This is a genomic window from Pseudomonas sp. URMO17WK12:I7 (assembly GCF_003269045.1).
In the GTDB taxonomy this organism is placed as follows: Bacteria; Pseudomonadota; Gammaproteobacteria; order Pseudomonadales; family Pseudomonadaceae; genus Aquipseudomonas; species Aquipseudomonas putida_J.
The window spans coordinates 224,574-240,528 of sequence record NZ_QLTL01000007.1 but is presented as its reverse complement, the minus strand read 5'-3'; the positions used below and the strand labels follow the sequence as shown (position 1 = coordinate 240,528).

Sequence of the window (15,955 nt, the reverse complement as noted above, 5' to 3'; positions counted from 1 at the left end):
TGAGGCTATGAAGGGCGGCTGGCAACGAAAATCCGACGAGTAGCACGAGTTGTACACAATTCTCTAAGTTGCTGTATTTGCACTGAAACTTTATAGATTTTCGCTTGTCAGAGCTTATTGTGACAAAGCCCTGGACCTCGCGGTTCAGGGCTTTTTTCGTTTTTGCCGGGGTACGTCTACTTACAGGATTCGGCCATCGTCGCGCGCTCGTTCCAGCTTGATGGCAACGAATTTGGATGTCGGCGTATGGCTGCCATCGCCGATGCTTTCCAGCGGAATCAGCGGGTTCACTTCCGGATAGTACGCCGCTGCCTGCCCGGCAGGGATATCGAATGCCAGTAATGTGAAACCATGCACGCGGCGCACATGTTCATCGCCCCACAACGAGACGATGTCGACCTTCTGGCCCGGCTGGAAGCCCAGGCGGATGATGTCGGCCTCGTTGGCGAACAGCACCTCGCGCTGGCCGCGCACACCGCGGTAGCGGTCATCCAAACCATAGATGGTGGTGTTGTACTGATCGTGGGAGCGCATCGACTGCATGATCAGGTCTGGCAACTGGCCGCTGGCGCGCACGCGTTCGTCGATCAGGGTGTCGGGCAGCAGGTTGGCCTTGAAGTTGGCGCGGCCATTGGTGGTTTTCCACTGGCGGCTGGCGGCGCTGTTGCCCAGGTAGAAACCGCCCGGGTGGGCCAGGCGCTGGTTGAAGTCGGCAAACCCGGCAATGGTGTCGCCGATCAGGTCGCGGATGCGAGCGTAATCAGCCACCAGCCAGTGCCAGTCCACCGGTTGCTTGCCCAAGGTGGCGGCCGCGATACCAGCAACCACGGCAGGTTCCGAGCGCATCTGGGTCGACAGCGGCTTGAGCTGGCCATTGGAGGCATGGACCATGCTGAACGAGTCTTCCACGGTGACTGCCTGCGGCCCATCAGCCTGCAGGTCGATGTCGGTGCGGCCCAAGCACGGCAGGATCAGTGCCTGCTTGCCGTGGATCAGGTGGCTGCGGTTGAGTTTGGTACTGATATGCACGGTCAGTTCGCAGTTGCGCAGGGCCTGGGCGGTACGTTCGGTGTCCGGGGTCGCCTGAGCGAAGTTGCCGCCAAGGCCGATGAAGACTTTCGCACGGCCTTCGAGCATGGCGTGGATCGCCTCTACGGTGTTGTGGCCGTTGTGCCGTGGCACCGGGAAGTTGAAGCGCTTTTCGATGGCATCGAGCAGGGCCACCGGCGGGCGCTCGTTGATGCCCATGGTGCGGTCGCCCTGGACGTTGCTGTGGCCACGTACCGGGCACAGGCCGGCACCCGGGGCGCCAATGTTGCCGCGCAGCATCTGCAGGTTGACGATTTCCTGGATGGTCGGCACCGAATGGCGGTGCTGGGTGATGCCCATCGCCCAGCACATGATCACCCGCTTGCCGCGGCAGTACATGCGTGCAGCCAGTTCGATGTCGGCCAGTGTCAGGCCGGATTGCTCCTGAATGTGTTCCCACGAGGTGGCGTCTACCGCTGCCAGGTAAGCCTCCACCCCATGGCCATGCTCGGCGATGAATACATGGTCGAACACCGCCGGCTCGCCCTTGGCCTGCGCTTCGCGCTCCCATTGCAAGACGAACTTGGCCATGCCGCGCAGCATTGCCATGTCGCCGCCCAGCGCCGGGCGGAAGAACGCCGTGTTGGTCGGGCGGTCACTGTTGGTCAGCATCTCCAGCGGGTTCTGCGGGTGCTGGAAACGCTCCAGGCCACGTTCCTTGAGCGGGTTGACGCAGACCACCTGGGCGCCACGTTTCACCGCGTCGCGCAGGGGGTCGAGCATGCGTGGGTGGTTGGTGCCGGGGTTTTGGCCCCAGACGAAGATCGCATCGGCGTGCTCGAAGTCGTCATACGTGACGGTGCCCTTGCCGACCCCCACGCTCTGGCCCAGGGCCACGCCGCTGGCTTCGTGGCACATGTTCGAGCAGTCGGGGAAGTTGTTGGTGCCGTAGGCGCGCACGAACAGCTGATACAGGTAGGCTGCTTCGTTGCTGGCACGGCCCGAGGTGTAGAACTCGGCCTGGTCAGGGCTGGCCAGCTTGTTCAGCTCACGGGCGATCAGGGCGTAGGCGGCCTCCCAGGCGATCGGCTGGTAGCGATCGCTTTGAGGGTCGTAGACCATCGGCTCGGTCAGGCGGCCCTGATACTCAAGCCAGTAGTCACTCTGCTGCAGCAATGCGCTGACGCTATAGCGAGCGAAGAACGCCGCATCGACGCGGCGTTTGGTGGCCTCCCAGTTGACCGCCTTGGCGCCGTTCTCGCAGAACTTGACCATGCCGCTCTCGGGCGAATCGCCCCAGGCGCAGCCAGGGCAGTCGAAGCCGCCGTTCTGGTTGGTCTTGAGCAAGGCGCGGATGTTCTTCAGCGCGTTGTCGCTGCCGACCCAGGCCTTGGCCACGCTGCGCAGCGCGCCCCAGCCGCCGGCGGGGCCGTGGTAGGGCTGGTAGCGAGGGGTGGAGGCTGGGGCGTTGTCCGGAAGTTGCTGGTACGAGGTCACGACTGTTACGACTCCGCCGCTGGGCTGTAGACCCGCGGTGCACTGTGTTTGGGCAGATGGATGAGGTTGAGGTTGTGCTTGCGCGCCCATTGCAGGGCAAGGCCGGTGGGCGCCGAAAGGCTGACCAGTGTCTGGATGCCGGCGCGCAGCACTTTCTGGATCAGCTCCAGGCTGCAGCGGCTGGTGACGATGGCCAGGCCGCCCTCGGTGCTGATGCCTTGGCGCAGCAGGGCGCCGATCAGCTTGTCGAGTGCGTTGTGCCGGCCGATATCTTCGCGGCCCATCAGCAATTCGCCTTGGGCGTTCATGAACAAGGCCGCGTGTACGGCACCGCAGTGCTGGCCCAGCGGGGTGAACGCATCGATACGCTCGCGCAGGCCCGCCAGCCATTGCGCCGGGGGCAGCGGTGCGCCAGGCAATGCGGTCAGTTCCGGCAGCGCCTGCTCCAGGGCTTCCACCCCGCACAGGCCGCAACCGCTGGTACCGGCCAACTGGCGGCGCTGGTTCTTCAGGTTCCAGAATGCACGGCTGGAGATCTCAAGGTCGGCATACATCGCCGAGCCGCTGCCGGAAAGTTTCAGGTCATAAATCTCGGCCGTGCCTTCGACGATGCCGCTGCCCACGCTGAAGCCGACCGCGAAGTCCTCCAGATCGGTGGGGCTGACCAACATCACCGCCTGGTTAAGGCCGTTGTAGGCAATGGCCAGGGCGACTTCTTCGGCCAGCGGCGTGCAGGCGCGCTCGCCGTCGCTGAGCTGGACGTAGTCGTAAGTGTTGCTGGCGGCGGGCAAGGCCAGGGGCATGGAGGCCGCGCAGACCGGAGGTTTGCTTTGCATCGGAGGCTGACTACCGGCGGCTGTTTGATATCACCAAGCCTAGGCTTGTGGGCCGGTCGCGTCTAATCGCTAGGGTCTATGCCTTGATAGACCGCGTCGATTGGTCACAGTGGGGCGGGCGGGGCAATCCTGGCCTAGACTCCTTGCTCCGAGGTTAACGTCAACAAGGAGCACGTCATGAGCCTGTTCAGTTTCGTGAAGGAAGCCGGCGAGAAGTTGATCGACCTGCTGACTCCCGGCAACGCCAATGCCGAGGAGCAGCTGAAGAAACACGTAGAGGATGTCGGCCTGGGCAACCCGAACATCTCGGCCACTGTAGAGGGTGACAAGGTCATTCTCAAGGGCGAGGTGGCCAGCCAGGAGGAGAAAGAGAAGATCATTCTTGCTGCAGGCAACATCGAAGGGGTGGCCAGCGTCGACGATCAGATCACAGTGACCGGGCCGGTCGTGGCGGCGGCAAGGTTCGTTACCGTGAAGAAGGGTGACACGCTGTCGGCGATTGCGGTGGTCGCGTATGGCAAGGCCGATTACAACAAGATTTTCGAGGCCAACAAGCCGATGCTCAAGCACCCGGACAAGATCTATCCGGGGCAGGTGCTGCGTATTCCAGACTGATCTCTGCTGCCTGGTCCGGCCCAATCGCGGATAAATCCGCTCCTGCAGGAGATTGCGAATCGCTGTAGGAGCGGATTTATCCGCGAAGGGCCCTCACAGGCCAACCAATAACGCCCGGTAATCCTCGACCGCCGCGAACTCCTCGGTATCGCGTGGCTGCGCCTTGCTGTCCGGCTGGCGCACCGCCAGCAGATGCCCTACGCCAAACCGCCGCGCACTGCGCAGGATGGCCAGGGTGTCGTCGATGAACAGGCTGCGCTGGGGATCGAAGCCAATATCCGCCTGCAAGGCATCCCAGAACTGCGGGTTCTCTTTTGGAAAACCATAATCGTGCGAACTGATCAGCCGCTCGAAATACGGTGCCAGTTCCACCCGCTCCAACTTCAGCGACAGTGAATCGCGGTGGGCATTGGTGATCATCACCACACGCTTGCCTGCCTCGCGGATGGCCGCGAGGAAGGTATCGGCATCGGGCCGCAGGGCGATCAGGTTGGCGATTTCGCGCGTGAGCTCGTGAACCGGCAGTTTCAGCTCGCGGCTCCAGAAGTCCAGGCAATACCAGTTGAGGGTGCCGGCGTTGCGCTCGAACAGTGGCTGCAGCTCCAGTTCCGCCATGGCCCGGCTCACCCCGTGCAGCTCGGCGTAGCGCTGGGGCAGGTGGTCGAGCCAGAAACGGTTGTCGTAGTGCAGGTCGAGCAAGGTGCCGTCCATGTCCAGCAGGACGGTATCGATGGCGGACCAGGGAAGAACAGGCATGGGAAACTCTCGTTCAGTCGGCTAGCCACGGTATAGTAACGCGTTCACGCCAAGGAGCCGCCCCATGCGCCAGAAACCCACCGTCCTCAGCCGCGAAATCGTCGCCAGCAGCCGCCTGTTCCGGGTCGAGGCCGTGCAACTGCGCTTCAGCAATGGCAACGAACGCACCTATGAGCGCCTGGTTGGCCGTGGCAATGGCTACGGCGCGGTGATGATCGTGGCCATGCTCGACGCCGAGCACGCGGTGCTGGTGGAGGAATACTGCGGCGGCACCGACGAATACGAGCTGTCGTTGCCCAAAGGCCTGATCGAGCCGGGTGAAGACGTGCTGGCCGCCGCCGACCGTGAGCTCAAGGAAGAAGCCGGCTTTGGCGCTCGCCAGCTGGAGCACTTGACCGAGCTGTCGCTGTCACCTGGCTACATGAGCCAGAAGATCCAGGTGGTGCTGGCCAGCGACCTCTATGAGGAGCGCCTGGAGGGTGATGAGCCAGAGCCCATGCGGGTCGACAAGGTCAACTTGCGCGAGCTTGCGGCCTTGGCCATGCACCCACAGTTCAGCGAGGGGCGGGCGCTGGCGGCGCTGTACCTGGCCCGCGACCTGCTGATCCAGCGGGGGCTGCTCGAAGCATGAACGACCAACAACTGATGCACGAAGTGGTCAAGCTCGCGCAGCTGGCGGGCGAGGCCATCATGCCGTTCTGGCGGGCCGACGTGGCCGTGACCAACAAGGCCGATGATTCGCCGGTGACGGCCGCCGACCTGGCTGCACATCGGGTCATTGCCGATGGCTTGCTGGCGTTGGCGCCGCAGATTCCGGTGCTTTCCGAAGAAGACTGCAATATTCCGCTGGCCGAGCGCCAGGGCTGGAGCCGCTGGTGGCTGGTCGACCCGCTCGACGGCACCAAGGAATTCATCGCCGGCAGCGAGGAATTTACCGTCAACATCGCGCTGGTCGAGAACGGCGAAGTGGTGTTTGGCGTGGTTTCGATGCCGACCAACGGGCGCTGTTATTTCGGCGGCCGTGGCCTGGGTGCCTGGCGCTCCGAAGGGGCTGCTGAGGCAACGCCTGTTCACGTGCGTAATGCGCCGCCTGCCGGTGGCCGTTTCACCGTGGTGGCCAGCCGTCGTCATTCCAGCCCGCAGCAGGAAGCGCTGCTGGCTGGCCTGGGTGCTGCTGTGGGTGAACTGGAGCTGGCGAATATCGGCAGCTCGCTGAAGTTCTGCCTGCTGGCCGAAGGCAGCGCCGACTGCTACCCGCGCCTGGCGCCGACTTCGCAATGGGACACGGCGGCGGCGCAGGGTGTACTGGAAGGTGCCGGTGGCGAGGTGGTCGAGGTGGATGGCCAGCCGTTCCGCTACCCGGCGCGTGAATCGTTGCTCAATCCGTTCTTCCTGGCCTTGCCTGCAAACGCTGCCTGGCGCCAGGCATTCCTTGATCTGATCTGATCTGAAGCTCGCTCGCCCTTTGTGTGAGCGGGCTTGCCCGCGAACACCGGCGAAGCCGGTGCCATCCTCCGCGGTGCCTGCTTCGCGGGCAAGCCCGCTCCCACAGGGCAGGGGCGCGTCAGCTTTGTCAGCGATGAAGCACGTACTGCCCGCTGAAGGTGACGGCGGGTTCATCACTGCCGGCATTGCTGACCGTGGTCGCCAGCGTCAGCCGGGCCCGACCACGGCGCTGGTACATCGTCAGGAACCGCTCCCAGGTCTTTTCCTCCGGTGCAGCGCAGCGCGCCACCGCTGCGCCGGTTACCGGCAGCGGATAGCTGATCTGGCCTTCCTGGATGACGATATGCCCGTCATCGATGCCCAGTTCGCGCAGGCGCAGGTGTAGCCAGCCCCAACCCACCAGCACCGCGGCGCAGTACAGGCTGCCACCGAACATGGTGCTCTTGTGGTTGACGTTGGCTGCCAGCGGCAGTTGCAGGCGCAGGGTCTGGGCTTGCCAATCGATGACCTCCAGGCCCATTTCACGGGTCAGTGGAATGTCGCCGTGCAGCACGGACTGCAGGTATTGGCTATCGGAACTCATGGGCGATTTTCCTCGTGGTCGTCACTGCCGCTGCTACCGCCTTCGAAATGCAGGCCGTGCTTGCGCAGCTTGTCGTGCAGGGTCTTGCGCGGGATGCCGAGGGCTTCGGCGAGGCTGCGCATGGAGCTGTGGCGCTGGGCCAGTTCGGCAGTGATCAGTGAGCGTTCGAAGTGTTCAACCTGCTCGCTGAGATTGCCCGGCAGGGTCGGCGCCGCGGTGGCAGCCGCCGCCGGTGCCTGGCCATCGAGGGCCAGTTCCAGGCCCAGGGCAAAACGTTCGGCGGCGTTCTGCAGTTCGCGCACGTTGCCTGGCCAGTCATGGCGCAGCAGCATGGCCCGCTGGGCAGGTTGCAGGCTGTGGGGTGGCAGGCCATGGCGCTGGCTGGCGGCATCGGCGAAGTGCTGGAACAACACCAGGATGTCGTCGCCGCGTTCGCGCAAGGGCGGGATGCGCAGCGGCGCCACGTTCAGGCGGTAGTAGAGGTCGGCGCGGAAGCGGCCCTGGTCGGCGGAGGTACGCAGGTCTTCTTTGGTGGCCGCGATGACGCGGATATCCAGCGGGATAAGCTGGTTGCCACCGAGGCGCTCGACCACCCGCTCCTGCAGCAGGCGCAGCAGCTTCACCTGCACGTCCAGGCTCATGCTCTCGATCTCGTCGAGGAACAGCGTGCCGCCGTTGGCGAACTCGAACTTGCCGATACGGCGCTTTTGCGCACCGGTGAAGGCACCTGGTTCGTGACCGAACAGCTCGCTTTCGACCACCGACTCGGCCAGTGCGCCGGCATTGATGGCCACGAACGGGCCTGCGCGGCGGCTGGACAGGTCGTGCAGGGCGCGGGCGACCACCTCTTTGCCAGCACCGGTTTCACCAAGGATCAGGACGTCGGCGCGGGTGCCCGCCAGGGCGCCGATCTGCTCACGCAGGCGCTGCATCGACGAGGAGTGGCCGACCAGCCGGGTGGCCAGTTGCTGGCGGTCACTCAGGGCCAGGCGCAGGCTGCGGTTGTCCAGTACCAGGCGGCGCAAGGCCAGCGCCCGGCGCACGCTGTCGAGCAGGGCGTCGCTGGCAAAGGGCTTCTCCAGGAAATCGTAAGCGCCCGCGCGCATGGCCTGCACCGCCAGCGGTACATCGCCGTGGCCGGTGATCAGCAGCACCGGCAGTTCACTGTCGCGGCCGTGCAACTGCTCCAGCAGCTGCAGGCCGTCGATGCCTGGCATGCGGATATCGCTGACCACCACGCCCGGCCAATCGGGCTCGATGCGCTCGGCCAGGCCTTGGGCGTCAGCCAGGGCGACCACCTTGAGCCCGGCCAGGTCGAGGGTCTGGCTCAGGGCCTGGCGCAGGTGTGGGTCGTCATCGACCAGGACCACCTGGGCCTGGCTGTCGATGTAAGGCTCGGTCGTCATGCCGAGGGGTCCTCCGAAGTGGGCAAGGTAGCGCCGGGTGCGGCCACGCGCAGTTGCAGGGTGAGCAGGGCGCCACCTTCGGGGTGGTTGGCCAGCAGCAGTTCACCGCCCAGGGCGCGCATCAGGCTTTCGCAGATGGCCAACCCCAGGCCCAGGCCTTGGGTCCGGGTCTTGGTGGTGAAGAACGGCTCCTTGGCGTGCTCCATGGCCTGGCGGCTGAAGCCCGGGCCGTTGTCACGAATGTACAGGTAGACGTAGTCATCGCGCTGTTCGGCACTCAGCCACAGGCGCCGAGGGTTGGCCTTTTCGGTCAGGGCGTCGAGGGCGTTGGCCAGCAGGTTGCCGAGCACCTGGCGCAGGCGGGTTTCGCCGGCCTGCACCCACAGCGTGGCCTCGGGCAGGTCGCGGATCAGCTCCACGGCCATGGCCCGGCGGCGCTTGGCCAGCAGGGCCAGGGCGTCATCCAGTGCCGGTTGCAGGGCAACGCTTTCCGGCGCGTGGCGGTCGCGGCGGGCGAAGGCGCGCAGGTGGGCGATGATCGAGGCCATGCGCCCGGTCAGTTCGCCGATCAGCTTGAGGTTGCCGCGGGCGTCCTCGGTGCGCTGGTGGTCGAGCAGGATTTCGGCGTTTTCCGCGTAGCTGCGAATCGCCGCCAGGGGTTGGTTGAGCTCGTGGCTGATGCTCGCCGACATGGTGCCGAGCACCGACAGCTTGCCGGCCTGGACCAGTTCGTCCTGGGCGCGCACCAGCTCCTGCTGAGCGTTCTCGCGCTCCAGTACGGCGCTTTTCAGCCGGGTGTTGAGGCCTTCGAGTGCGGCGGTCCGCTCGGCCACGCGAGATTCCAGCTCTTGACGGCCGCGAGCTTCGAAGTCGATGCGGTCGATGTAATGGCGCCGCCGCTGCATCACCAGGCCAGCGAACAGTATCAGCACCAGCAGTGCGCCGGCGCCGATGGCCATTACCGTCTGCACCGAGCGGTCGACCAGCAGGCGGGGGGCGAGGATGCTTACCTGCCAGCCGGTTTCCTTGATGTCGCGGGTCTGGGTGAGCCAGGCGTCCTGGTTGAGCACCAGGGGCTGAGGGGCCTGGGTCGGGTAGGGCTGGATGGCGATGATCGCCTGGCGCTCGGCTTCGGTCAGCGCGCGGGTGGCGCGAAAACGCCAGTCGGGGCGTGAGGTGAGGATCACCACGCCATTGTGGTCGGTCAGCAGCAGTTGCTCGGGGGTACGGCCCCAAAGGGTTTCGGTGTGGTCCAGGTCGACCTTGACCACCAGCACGCCAACGATGCGCTCGCGGTCGCGCACGGCGGCGGCGAAGAAGTAGCCGCGTTTGGCCGAGGTGGTGCCTTGGCCGAAGAAGCGCCCCAGGTGCCCGGCCATCGCTTCGTTGAAATACGGGCGGAAGGAGAAATTGCGGCCGACGAAGCTGTCCTGCTTGTCCCAGTTGGAGGCAGCCAAGGTATTGCCGCTGATGTCCATCAGGTACATCACTTCAGCGCCCGTCTGGTGGACGATGTCTTTGAGCAGGCGGTTGGCGTTGGTCACCGCCTCGAGGCGGAACGGATCGGCCAGCACGCCGCGCAGCGCCGGCAGGTCGCCAAGGATCTGCGGCAAGGTTTCGTAGCGGTGCAGGGTGCCCAGCAGGTTGGCGACGTACAGGTCGAGGGTCTGGCGGTTCTGCGAGGCCAGCTCGTCCTGGTAGTAGCGCTCGGCCAGATGGTGCAGTGGCCACAGCAGGGGTGTCAGGCACAGGGCCAACAGGGCCAGGCTGCGCCAGCGGGGACGGCGAGGGGGCGTGGGTTTTGCAATCATCGCGTAAATGCGCCAGATGGGTCTGGCGCAATTATGCGCTACTTGAGGCAGTCGATCAGCGCTTGCTGCCAGTGCGGCAGGTGTACGTCCCACTCACGGGCCAGGCGCGAGCAGTCCAGGCGTGAGTTGGCCGGGCGACGCGCCGGGGTCGGGTACTCGCTGGAAGGAATCGGCAGCAGCTCGGCGCAGGGCAGGCCGCGCGCCTTGAGCTGTTCGCCGATAGCCTGGGCGAAGCCGAACCAGGACGTTTCGCCCTGGGCGGCCAGGTGGTAGGTGCCCCAGGCGCCGCGCTGCCCGGCTTGCCAGCGCTCGATCAGTTCGCGGGTGGCGATGGCGATGGTCGTGGCCCAGGTGGGCGCGCCGATCTGGTCGCTGACCACGCGCAGCTGCGGTTTTTCCTGCAGCAGGCGTTGCATGGTCAGCAGGAAGTTGCGCCCGTACAGCGAATAGACCCAGCTGGTACGCAGAATCAGGTGCTCGCCATCCACGGCGGCTATGGCCTGCTCCCCGGCCAGTTTGCTGCGGCCGTAGACACCCAGCGGGTTGGGGTGGTCGAGCTCGGTGTAGGGCAAGGCCTTTTCACCATCGAAGACATAGTCGGTGGAGTAGTGAATCAGCGGCGCCCCCAGGCGCACCGCCTCTTCGGCTAGAACCCGCGGGCCTTCTGCGTTGATCGCGAAGGCCAGGTCAGGTTCGCTTTCGGCCTGGTCCACCGCAGTGTGGGCGGCAGCGTTGATGATCAGCTGCGGGGCCAGGCGCCGCAGCGGCTCGCGCAGCGCCTCGGCGCAAGCCAGGTTCAGTTGATCGCGACCAAGCACATGCACTTCGCCGAGCCCGCTCAACTGCGCCTGGAGTGCCTGGGCGACTTGGCCATTGTGGCCACAGACGAGGATTTTCATGGGAACAGGTCCGCGTCTTTCAACAGCACGGCCGCTTGGTCCTTGGCCGACAGGGTCGGCTTCTCGACACCCCAGTCGATAGCCAGGTCAGGGTCGTCCCAGCGGATCGAGCGCTCCGCGGCAGGGTTGTAGTAGTCGGTGGTCTTGTACAGGAAGTCGGCCGATTCGCTTAGCACCAGGAAGCCGTGGGCGAACCCGGGCGGGATCCAGAACTGCAGGTGGTCAGTGGCGGTCAGGCGCCGGGCCACCCAGCGTCCGAAGTAAGGCGAACTGCGGCGGATGTCCACCGCCACGTCCAGCACTTCGCCCTGCACCACGCGCACCAGTTTCCCCTGAGGGTTGTCGATCTGGTAGTGCAGGCCGCGCAGCACGCCGCGCTGTGAGCGCGAATGGTTGTCCTGGACAAAATGGCCGTCGAACCCGGTCTGTTTCTTGAATTCGCGGGCATTGAAGCTTTCGAAGAAGAAGCCACGGCTGTCGCCGAAGACCTTCGGTTCGATGATGACTACGTCGGGTATCTCGGTCGCTATGATGTTCATGGAGATTCTTCGGTCAGTGTGCTGATGGTCCGACCTTGAAAGGTCCGCTCTAAGTCCGCCGCCTTGGCCAACTGAGCCTAGATCGGCTGGCGGTGAGCCAGCACGAGCCCACCTGTTGATTTCATCTTCGCACCGGGTTATCGGCCACAAGCACGGTTTCCCAAGGTTGAAGATGAAACAGGTTTCATCTTGAGGCTTTTTGGCACCCTGATGCAGCTTGCGCCAAGCGATTATATCGAACGTCGAGGGTGGATTGACCTTGGTTGACCGCTTATCGATCTATATCGATAAAAATTAGAGTTTTGTAGAAGCTTGATTGTTAAAAAGGCTTCTAAAGTCGATATCTATCGGTTATAAATTAGCCAATCGCGACGGGCATCACGCACCGCCGGAACTGTCACATTCACTTGCTATCCATCGACCATCGGCCTAGTGCCTTTGCAGAGGTTACCCATGAAAACCCTCAACTCCACCCCCCGTGCCGACGGTTTCCACATGCCCGCCGAATGGGCCCCGCAAAGCCAGGTCTGGATGGTCTGGCCAGAGCGTTCGGACAACTGGCGCCTTGGCGGTAAGCCAGCCCAGGCAGCGCATGTCACCCTGGCCAAGGCCATCGCCCGCTTCGAGCCGGTAACCGTAGCCGTTTCCGCCGGCCAGTACGAAAACGCCCGTCGCCAGCTCGACCTGCCGAACATTCGTGTGGTTGAAATCAGCAACGACGATGCCTGGGTGCGCGACACCGGCCCGACCTTCGTGATCAACGACCACGGTGAAGTGCGTGGCGTGGACTGGGGCTTCAACGCCTGGGGCGGTTTCGACGGTGGCCTGTATGCACCCTGGAACCGGGATGAGGAACTGGCGGCCAAGGTGCTGGAAATGGAGCGCTGCCAGCGCTACCACACCGAAGGTTTTGTGCTTGAAGGCGGTTCGATCCACGTCGATGGCGAAGGCACCCTGATCACTACCGAAGAGTGCCTGCTCAACCGCAACCGCAACCCGCACCTGAACCGCGAGCAGATCGAAGAGATCCTGCGCGAGCAGTTGGCGGTGGAAACCATCGTCTGGTTGCCCGATGGCCTGTACAACGACGAAACCGACGGCCACGTCGACAACTTCTGCTGTTACGTCAGCCCGGGCGAAGTGTTACTGGCCTGGACCGATGATTCCAACGACCCCAACTACGCCCGTTGCCACGCCGCCTACGAGGTGCTGAAAAACACCCGTGATGCCAAAGGCCGCCAGTTTGTGGTGCACAAGATGCCGATCCCCGGCCCGTTGTTCGCCACTGAAGAAGAATGCGCCGGTGTCGATCAGGTGGCCGGCAGCCAGGAGCGCGACCCGTCGGTGCGCCTGGCCGGTTCCTATGTGAACTTCCTGATCGTCAATGGCGGCATCATCGCACCGAGCTTCGATGACCCGGCAGATGCGCAGGCCAGAGCGATTCTGGCTAAAGTCTTCCCGGACCACGAAGTGGTGATGATCCCGGGTCGTGAACTGCTGCTTGGCGGTGGCAACATCCATTGCCTGACACAGCAGCAGCCGGCACCGGTCAAGCGCTGATACCTGCCCCATGAAGAAGCCCGTCAGATGACGGGCTTTTTTTTGCTCCGACGACATCCGGAAGCCTGGATGGCATACGTTTTGTATTGTTTTCAGCGAGTTACCCAAGCAGGCCGGGCTCTCCGTACTGTAACAATCACGACGTAAATTAGCCGCTCACGGGCCCAGGGAGTACGTGTGGACATGAACGCAGCAAGTGAGACGGCTTTGCGCCCATCGGCAGTCAATCATCATTCGCTCAAGGTTCTGGCGCAGTGGTTGAAACACCATGGAGGCAAACGGGTCAGGACGACCGACCCACGACGTCTGCTTGACGGCCGCTATCCTCAAGGGCTGATCAGCGATGCTGAGCTGGATGCGCTGCTGGGGGTCTGGCACTGACCAGGGCAGGAGCCCGCCCCATGAAAACGCCACCGCAAATGCGGTGGCGTTTTCGTTTGTGCACGGAGCCAAAAGCTGATCAGAAACTGTAGGTACCGGTCACCACCAGGCTGCGCGGGTCGCCGACCTGGATCTGCGCGGCGCTGGTCGCCGAGCTGTAGTAGGTCTTGTCGGTGATGTTGCTCAGCGCTGCCCGCACATCCCAGTCATGGGTACGGAACCCCGCCAGCGCATCCCAACGGCCATAGCCTGGCAATACCGTGGTGTTCTGGTTGTCGGCATAGCGTTCGCCGACCAGCGTCAGCCCGGTCTCGGCATACCAGCCCAGTTCGGGTTTCCAGGTCACGAACAGGCTGGCGTTGCGTTTTGCCACATCGTTGATGCGATTGCCTTCCTGGCCGTTGTTGTCCTTGACGATGGTGGCGTCCTGCAAGCCAATGCCGCCGCGTACGTACCAGTTGCCGACGACATTGCCGGTGGCCGTCAGTTCGATGCCGCGTGAGCGCTGCAGGCCGCTGAGCAGGGTGATCTCCGGGTTGTTCGGGTCGCGCGTGCGGCGGTTGTAGAGTTCCAGTTCATAAATGGCGAGGGTGGTGCTCAGGCGTTCGTCCAGCCAGTCGCTCTTCACCCCGATCTCTTTCTGGCGGGTCAGCTCGGGGCGGGTGTCGTTGGTGTTGCCCGGTGCGCCGGGGGTAATGCCGATCAGACCACCGCCGACGGGCGAGAATGTCTTGCTCCACGAGGCATAGAAGGCGTGATCACGCCACGGTGTGTAGACCACGCCCAGCCGCGGGCTGGTGCTATTGCTGTCTTGCTTCTCGGACAGGTTGCGGACCTTGTTGGTGGTCTGCACCTCGAACTGGTCGAAACGCACCCCGGCCAGCAATTGCCATTGGTCATTCAGGCGGATCTGGTCTTGCAGGTAGAGCCCGCGGCTGTCGACCACGGTGTGGTTGTCGCTCGACACCACCATACGGCCAGTGTGCTGCAGGCTGCGGTCGGGGTGGTAGACATCAAGGCTCGGCACCGGGCTGCCACCGGCCGAGACCGGTGCGGCGATATACAGCGTCGGGTCGCGGCGCTGATTGCCGAACTCCAGCCCGATCAACAGTTTGTGCTCCAGGCCAAGGGTGGCGAAATCACCTTCGGCTTCCAGGTTGTTGAACAGGTTGCGGGTGGTCAGGTCTTGCTGCCAGCGTTGGCGGGTAACCGTCCTGGTTCTGGCGTTGTAGCCCGTCAGGTAGGTGTTGTCGAACTCGCTGTCGAGCTTGAACAGGCCCAGGGTGTGGCGCAGTTGCCAGGCTTCGTTGAGCTGGTAGTTCAGGCGAGAACGCAACGACTGCGCACGGTCGTCGATGTAGTCGCGCTGGGTGTCGCCGTAGGTGGTGCTGCGGCCGACATCCGCCGGGCGCCCGTCGACACCGGGAATGCCACGGTCAGGCGTGCGGTTGTAGCGGCTGTATTCGTACTGCACCAGCCAGTTGAGGTCGGGTGAAAGCTGCCAGCTCATCGACGGCGCGAACAGCTGCCGGCTACCGTCGATGCCATCGCGGAAACTGTTGTTGTCCTGGTTGCCCATGTTCAGGCGCAGGCTCATGTTGTCGGTCGGGTCGGTACTGAGGTCGGCGTACAGGCTGCGCAGGTCTTCACTGCCACCCTGGGCTTCGATCGACGAGCGCCGCCCTTGCTCCGGTGCCTTGCTCACCCGGTTGACGATGCCGCCCTGGCTGCCACGGCCATACAGCACGGCTGCCGGCCCTTTGAGTACTTCGACCCGCTCGATGTTATGCAGGTCGCGAATGTACTGGCTGTCGTCGCGGATGCCGTCCAGATAAAAGTCGTTGCTGGCCTCGAAGCCACGAATACGTACGCTGTCGAAGCGCGTATCGGCACCGCTGCTGACGTTGGGAATGCCTTCCAGCGCCTTGCCCAGTGTATTGCTGCCGTAGTCCAGTACGTTGGCTGTCTTCACTGTGTCGATGGCTTGCGGCACATAGCGCACCGGCGTTGACGTACGGGTCGCGGTGCTGACCTCTCTGACCTGTGGGTTGTCTTCTTCGCGCTCGCTTTCTGCAGTTACCGAAAGCTCGGGAAGTGTGGTGCTGGTGGCGCTGGCCAGGCTGGCGCTGATCAACAGTGACAGGCCAAGGCCAAGTGAGGGCAGGCGGTTGGGGGCAAGCATCAGAACATCCGGGCAGGGGTAAATGAAAAATAGGCGCGAATGATAATGCTTGTTATTTACGGCTGCCTGGGTATTTGTAAAGACTTGTCTTTACATATGTATCAGTTTGTAAATTACGCTTTCCCTCGCGTCGAATCCGAACATCCTCACAGAAGAAAAAATGCCTGCCGATTGCGTTTAGCGATGTAAGAAAGCACCAGCTACGGCCGTTAAATTGGTTATATCAACCTGCAATTCACGAGTTTTTGACATTTGTAATCGCACACAGCTAGGATTCGGCCAACGCTTGCTGGCCACCCATGGCCATGCTGCTGCGAAAGGCCCGCCACACGATGATCGGCGGGCTTTTCAGTTCGGATCCGCATAGCGTCGAACCTACGAAGGGGCGTTGGTTCCTGGCGTAATTGTGCAAAGC

General features: G+C 63.5%; 14 protein-coding genes. 5 read left to right on the top strand and 9 right to left on the bottom strand.

Annotation, left to right across the window (positions count from 1 at the left end):
* Nucleotides 1-180: 180 nt before the first annotated feature.
* Together H040_RS12015 and fdhD are read right to left on the bottom strand one after the other, a co-directional pair.
* Entirely contained in the window at nt 181-2,526 is a 2,346-nt protein-coding gene (locus H040_RS12015; protein ID WP_027917608.1) for an FdhF/YdeP family oxidoreductase, read from the bottom strand.
* A 5-nt stretch (nt 2,527-2,531) separates the two neighbouring features.
* A complete protein-coding gene (gene fdhD / locus H040_RS12010; protein ID WP_027917607.1) occupies nt 2,532-3,362 on the bottom strand; it encodes a formate dehydrogenase accessory sulfurtransferase FdhD in 831 nt (276 codons plus the stop codon).
* A 177-nt stretch (nt 3,363-3,539) separates the two neighbouring features.
* Between fdhD and lysM the strand changes: the two genes are divergently transcribed.
* Nucleotides 3,540-3,977 (top strand): peptidoglycan-binding protein LysM, encoded by a 438-nt coding sequence (gene lysM / locus H040_RS12005; RefSeq protein WP_027917606.1) that lies wholly within the window; start codon nt 3,540-3,542, stop codon nt 3,975-3,977.
* A gap of 93 nt (nt 3,978-4,070) precedes the next feature.
* Here lysM and yrfG read toward each other — a convergent pair whose 3' ends face one another.
* A complete protein-coding gene (yrfG, locus tag H040_RS12000) occupies nt 4,071-4,733 on the bottom strand; it encodes a GMP/IMP nucleotidase (protein ID WP_027917605.1) in 663 nt (220 codons plus the stop codon).
* A gap of 64 nt (nt 4,734-4,797) precedes the next feature.
* Here yrfG and nudE point away from each other — a divergent pair, with 64 nt between their 5' ends.
* Together nudE and cysQ are read left to right on the top strand one after the other, a co-directional pair.
* On the top strand, nt 4,798-5,364 hold the full coding sequence (gene nudE, locus H040_RS11995; RefSeq protein ID WP_027917604.1) for an ADP compounds hydrolase NudE: 567 nt from the start codon (nt 4,798-4,800) through the stop codon (nt 5,362-5,364).
* Complete coding sequence (gene cysQ / locus H040_RS11990) at nt 5,361-6,179, top strand: 3'(2'),5'-bisphosphate nucleotidase CysQ (RefSeq protein WP_027917603.1); 819 nt, start codon at nt 5,361-5,363, stop codon at nt 6,177-6,179. The genes nudE and cysQ overlap by 4 nt, the downstream gene beginning before the upstream one ends.
* Before the next feature lie 127 nt (nt 6,180-6,306).
* Here cysQ and H040_RS11985 read toward each other — a convergent pair whose 3' ends face one another.
* Genes H040_RS11985 through rfbC form a run of 5 tightly spaced genes read right to left on the bottom strand, consistent with a single transcriptional unit; the run spans nt 6,307 to nt 11,417 of the window.
* Nucleotides 6,307-6,762, bottom strand: coding sequence for a thioesterase domain-containing protein (locus tag H040_RS11985; RefSeq protein ID WP_027917602.1), 456 nt, complete (start codon nt 6,760-6,762; stop codon nt 6,307-6,309).
* Entirely contained in the window at nt 6,759-8,168 is a 1,410-nt protein-coding gene (locus H040_RS11980; protein ID WP_027917601.1) for a sigma-54-dependent transcriptional regulator, read from the bottom strand. The genes H040_RS11985 and H040_RS11980 overlap by 4 nt, the downstream gene beginning before the upstream one ends.
* Complete coding sequence (locus tag H040_RS11975; RefSeq protein ID WP_027917600.1) at nt 8,165-9,979, bottom strand: sensor histidine kinase; 1,815 nt, start codon at nt 9,977-9,979, stop codon at nt 8,165-8,167. Before H040_RS11975 ends, H040_RS11980 begins: the two co-directional genes overlap by 4 nt.
* A gap of 38 nt (nt 9,980-10,017) precedes the next feature.
* The gene (gene rfbD, locus H040_RS11970) at nt 10,018-10,878 is read right to left on the bottom strand and encodes a dTDP-4-dehydrorhamnose reductase (RefSeq protein WP_027917599.1); all 861 of its coding nucleotides are present in this window, start codon (nt 10,876-10,878) and stop codon (nt 10,018-10,020) included.
* On the bottom strand, nt 10,875-11,417 hold the full coding sequence (gene rfbC / locus H040_RS11965; RefSeq protein WP_027917598.1) for a dTDP-4-dehydrorhamnose 3,5-epimerase: 543 nt from the start codon (nt 11,415-11,417) through the stop codon (nt 10,875-10,877). The genes rfbD and rfbC overlap by 4 nt, the downstream gene beginning before the upstream one ends.
* 453 nt (nt 11,418-11,870) lie before the next feature.
* Between rfbC and aguA the strand changes: the two genes are divergently transcribed.
* Nucleotides 11,871-12,977, top strand: coding sequence for an agmatine deiminase (gene aguA, locus H040_RS11960; protein ID WP_027917597.1), 1,107 nt, complete (start codon nt 11,871-11,873; stop codon nt 12,975-12,977).
* 183 nt (nt 12,978-13,160) lie between these two features.
* Nucleotides 13,161-13,358, top strand: coding sequence for a hypothetical protein (locus H040_RS11955; protein ID WP_081784253.1), 198 nt, complete (start codon nt 13,161-13,163; stop codon nt 13,356-13,358).
* Between the two features lie 79 nt (nt 13,359-13,437).
* On the opposite strand, the gene H040_RS11950 is transcribed toward H040_RS11955, so the two are convergent.
* The gene (locus H040_RS11950; protein ID WP_027917596.1) at nt 13,438-15,540 is read right to left on the bottom strand and encodes a TonB-dependent receptor; all 2,103 of its coding nucleotides are present in this window, start codon (nt 15,538-15,540) and stop codon (nt 13,438-13,440) included.
* Nucleotides 15,541-15,955 lie beyond the last annotated feature (415 nt).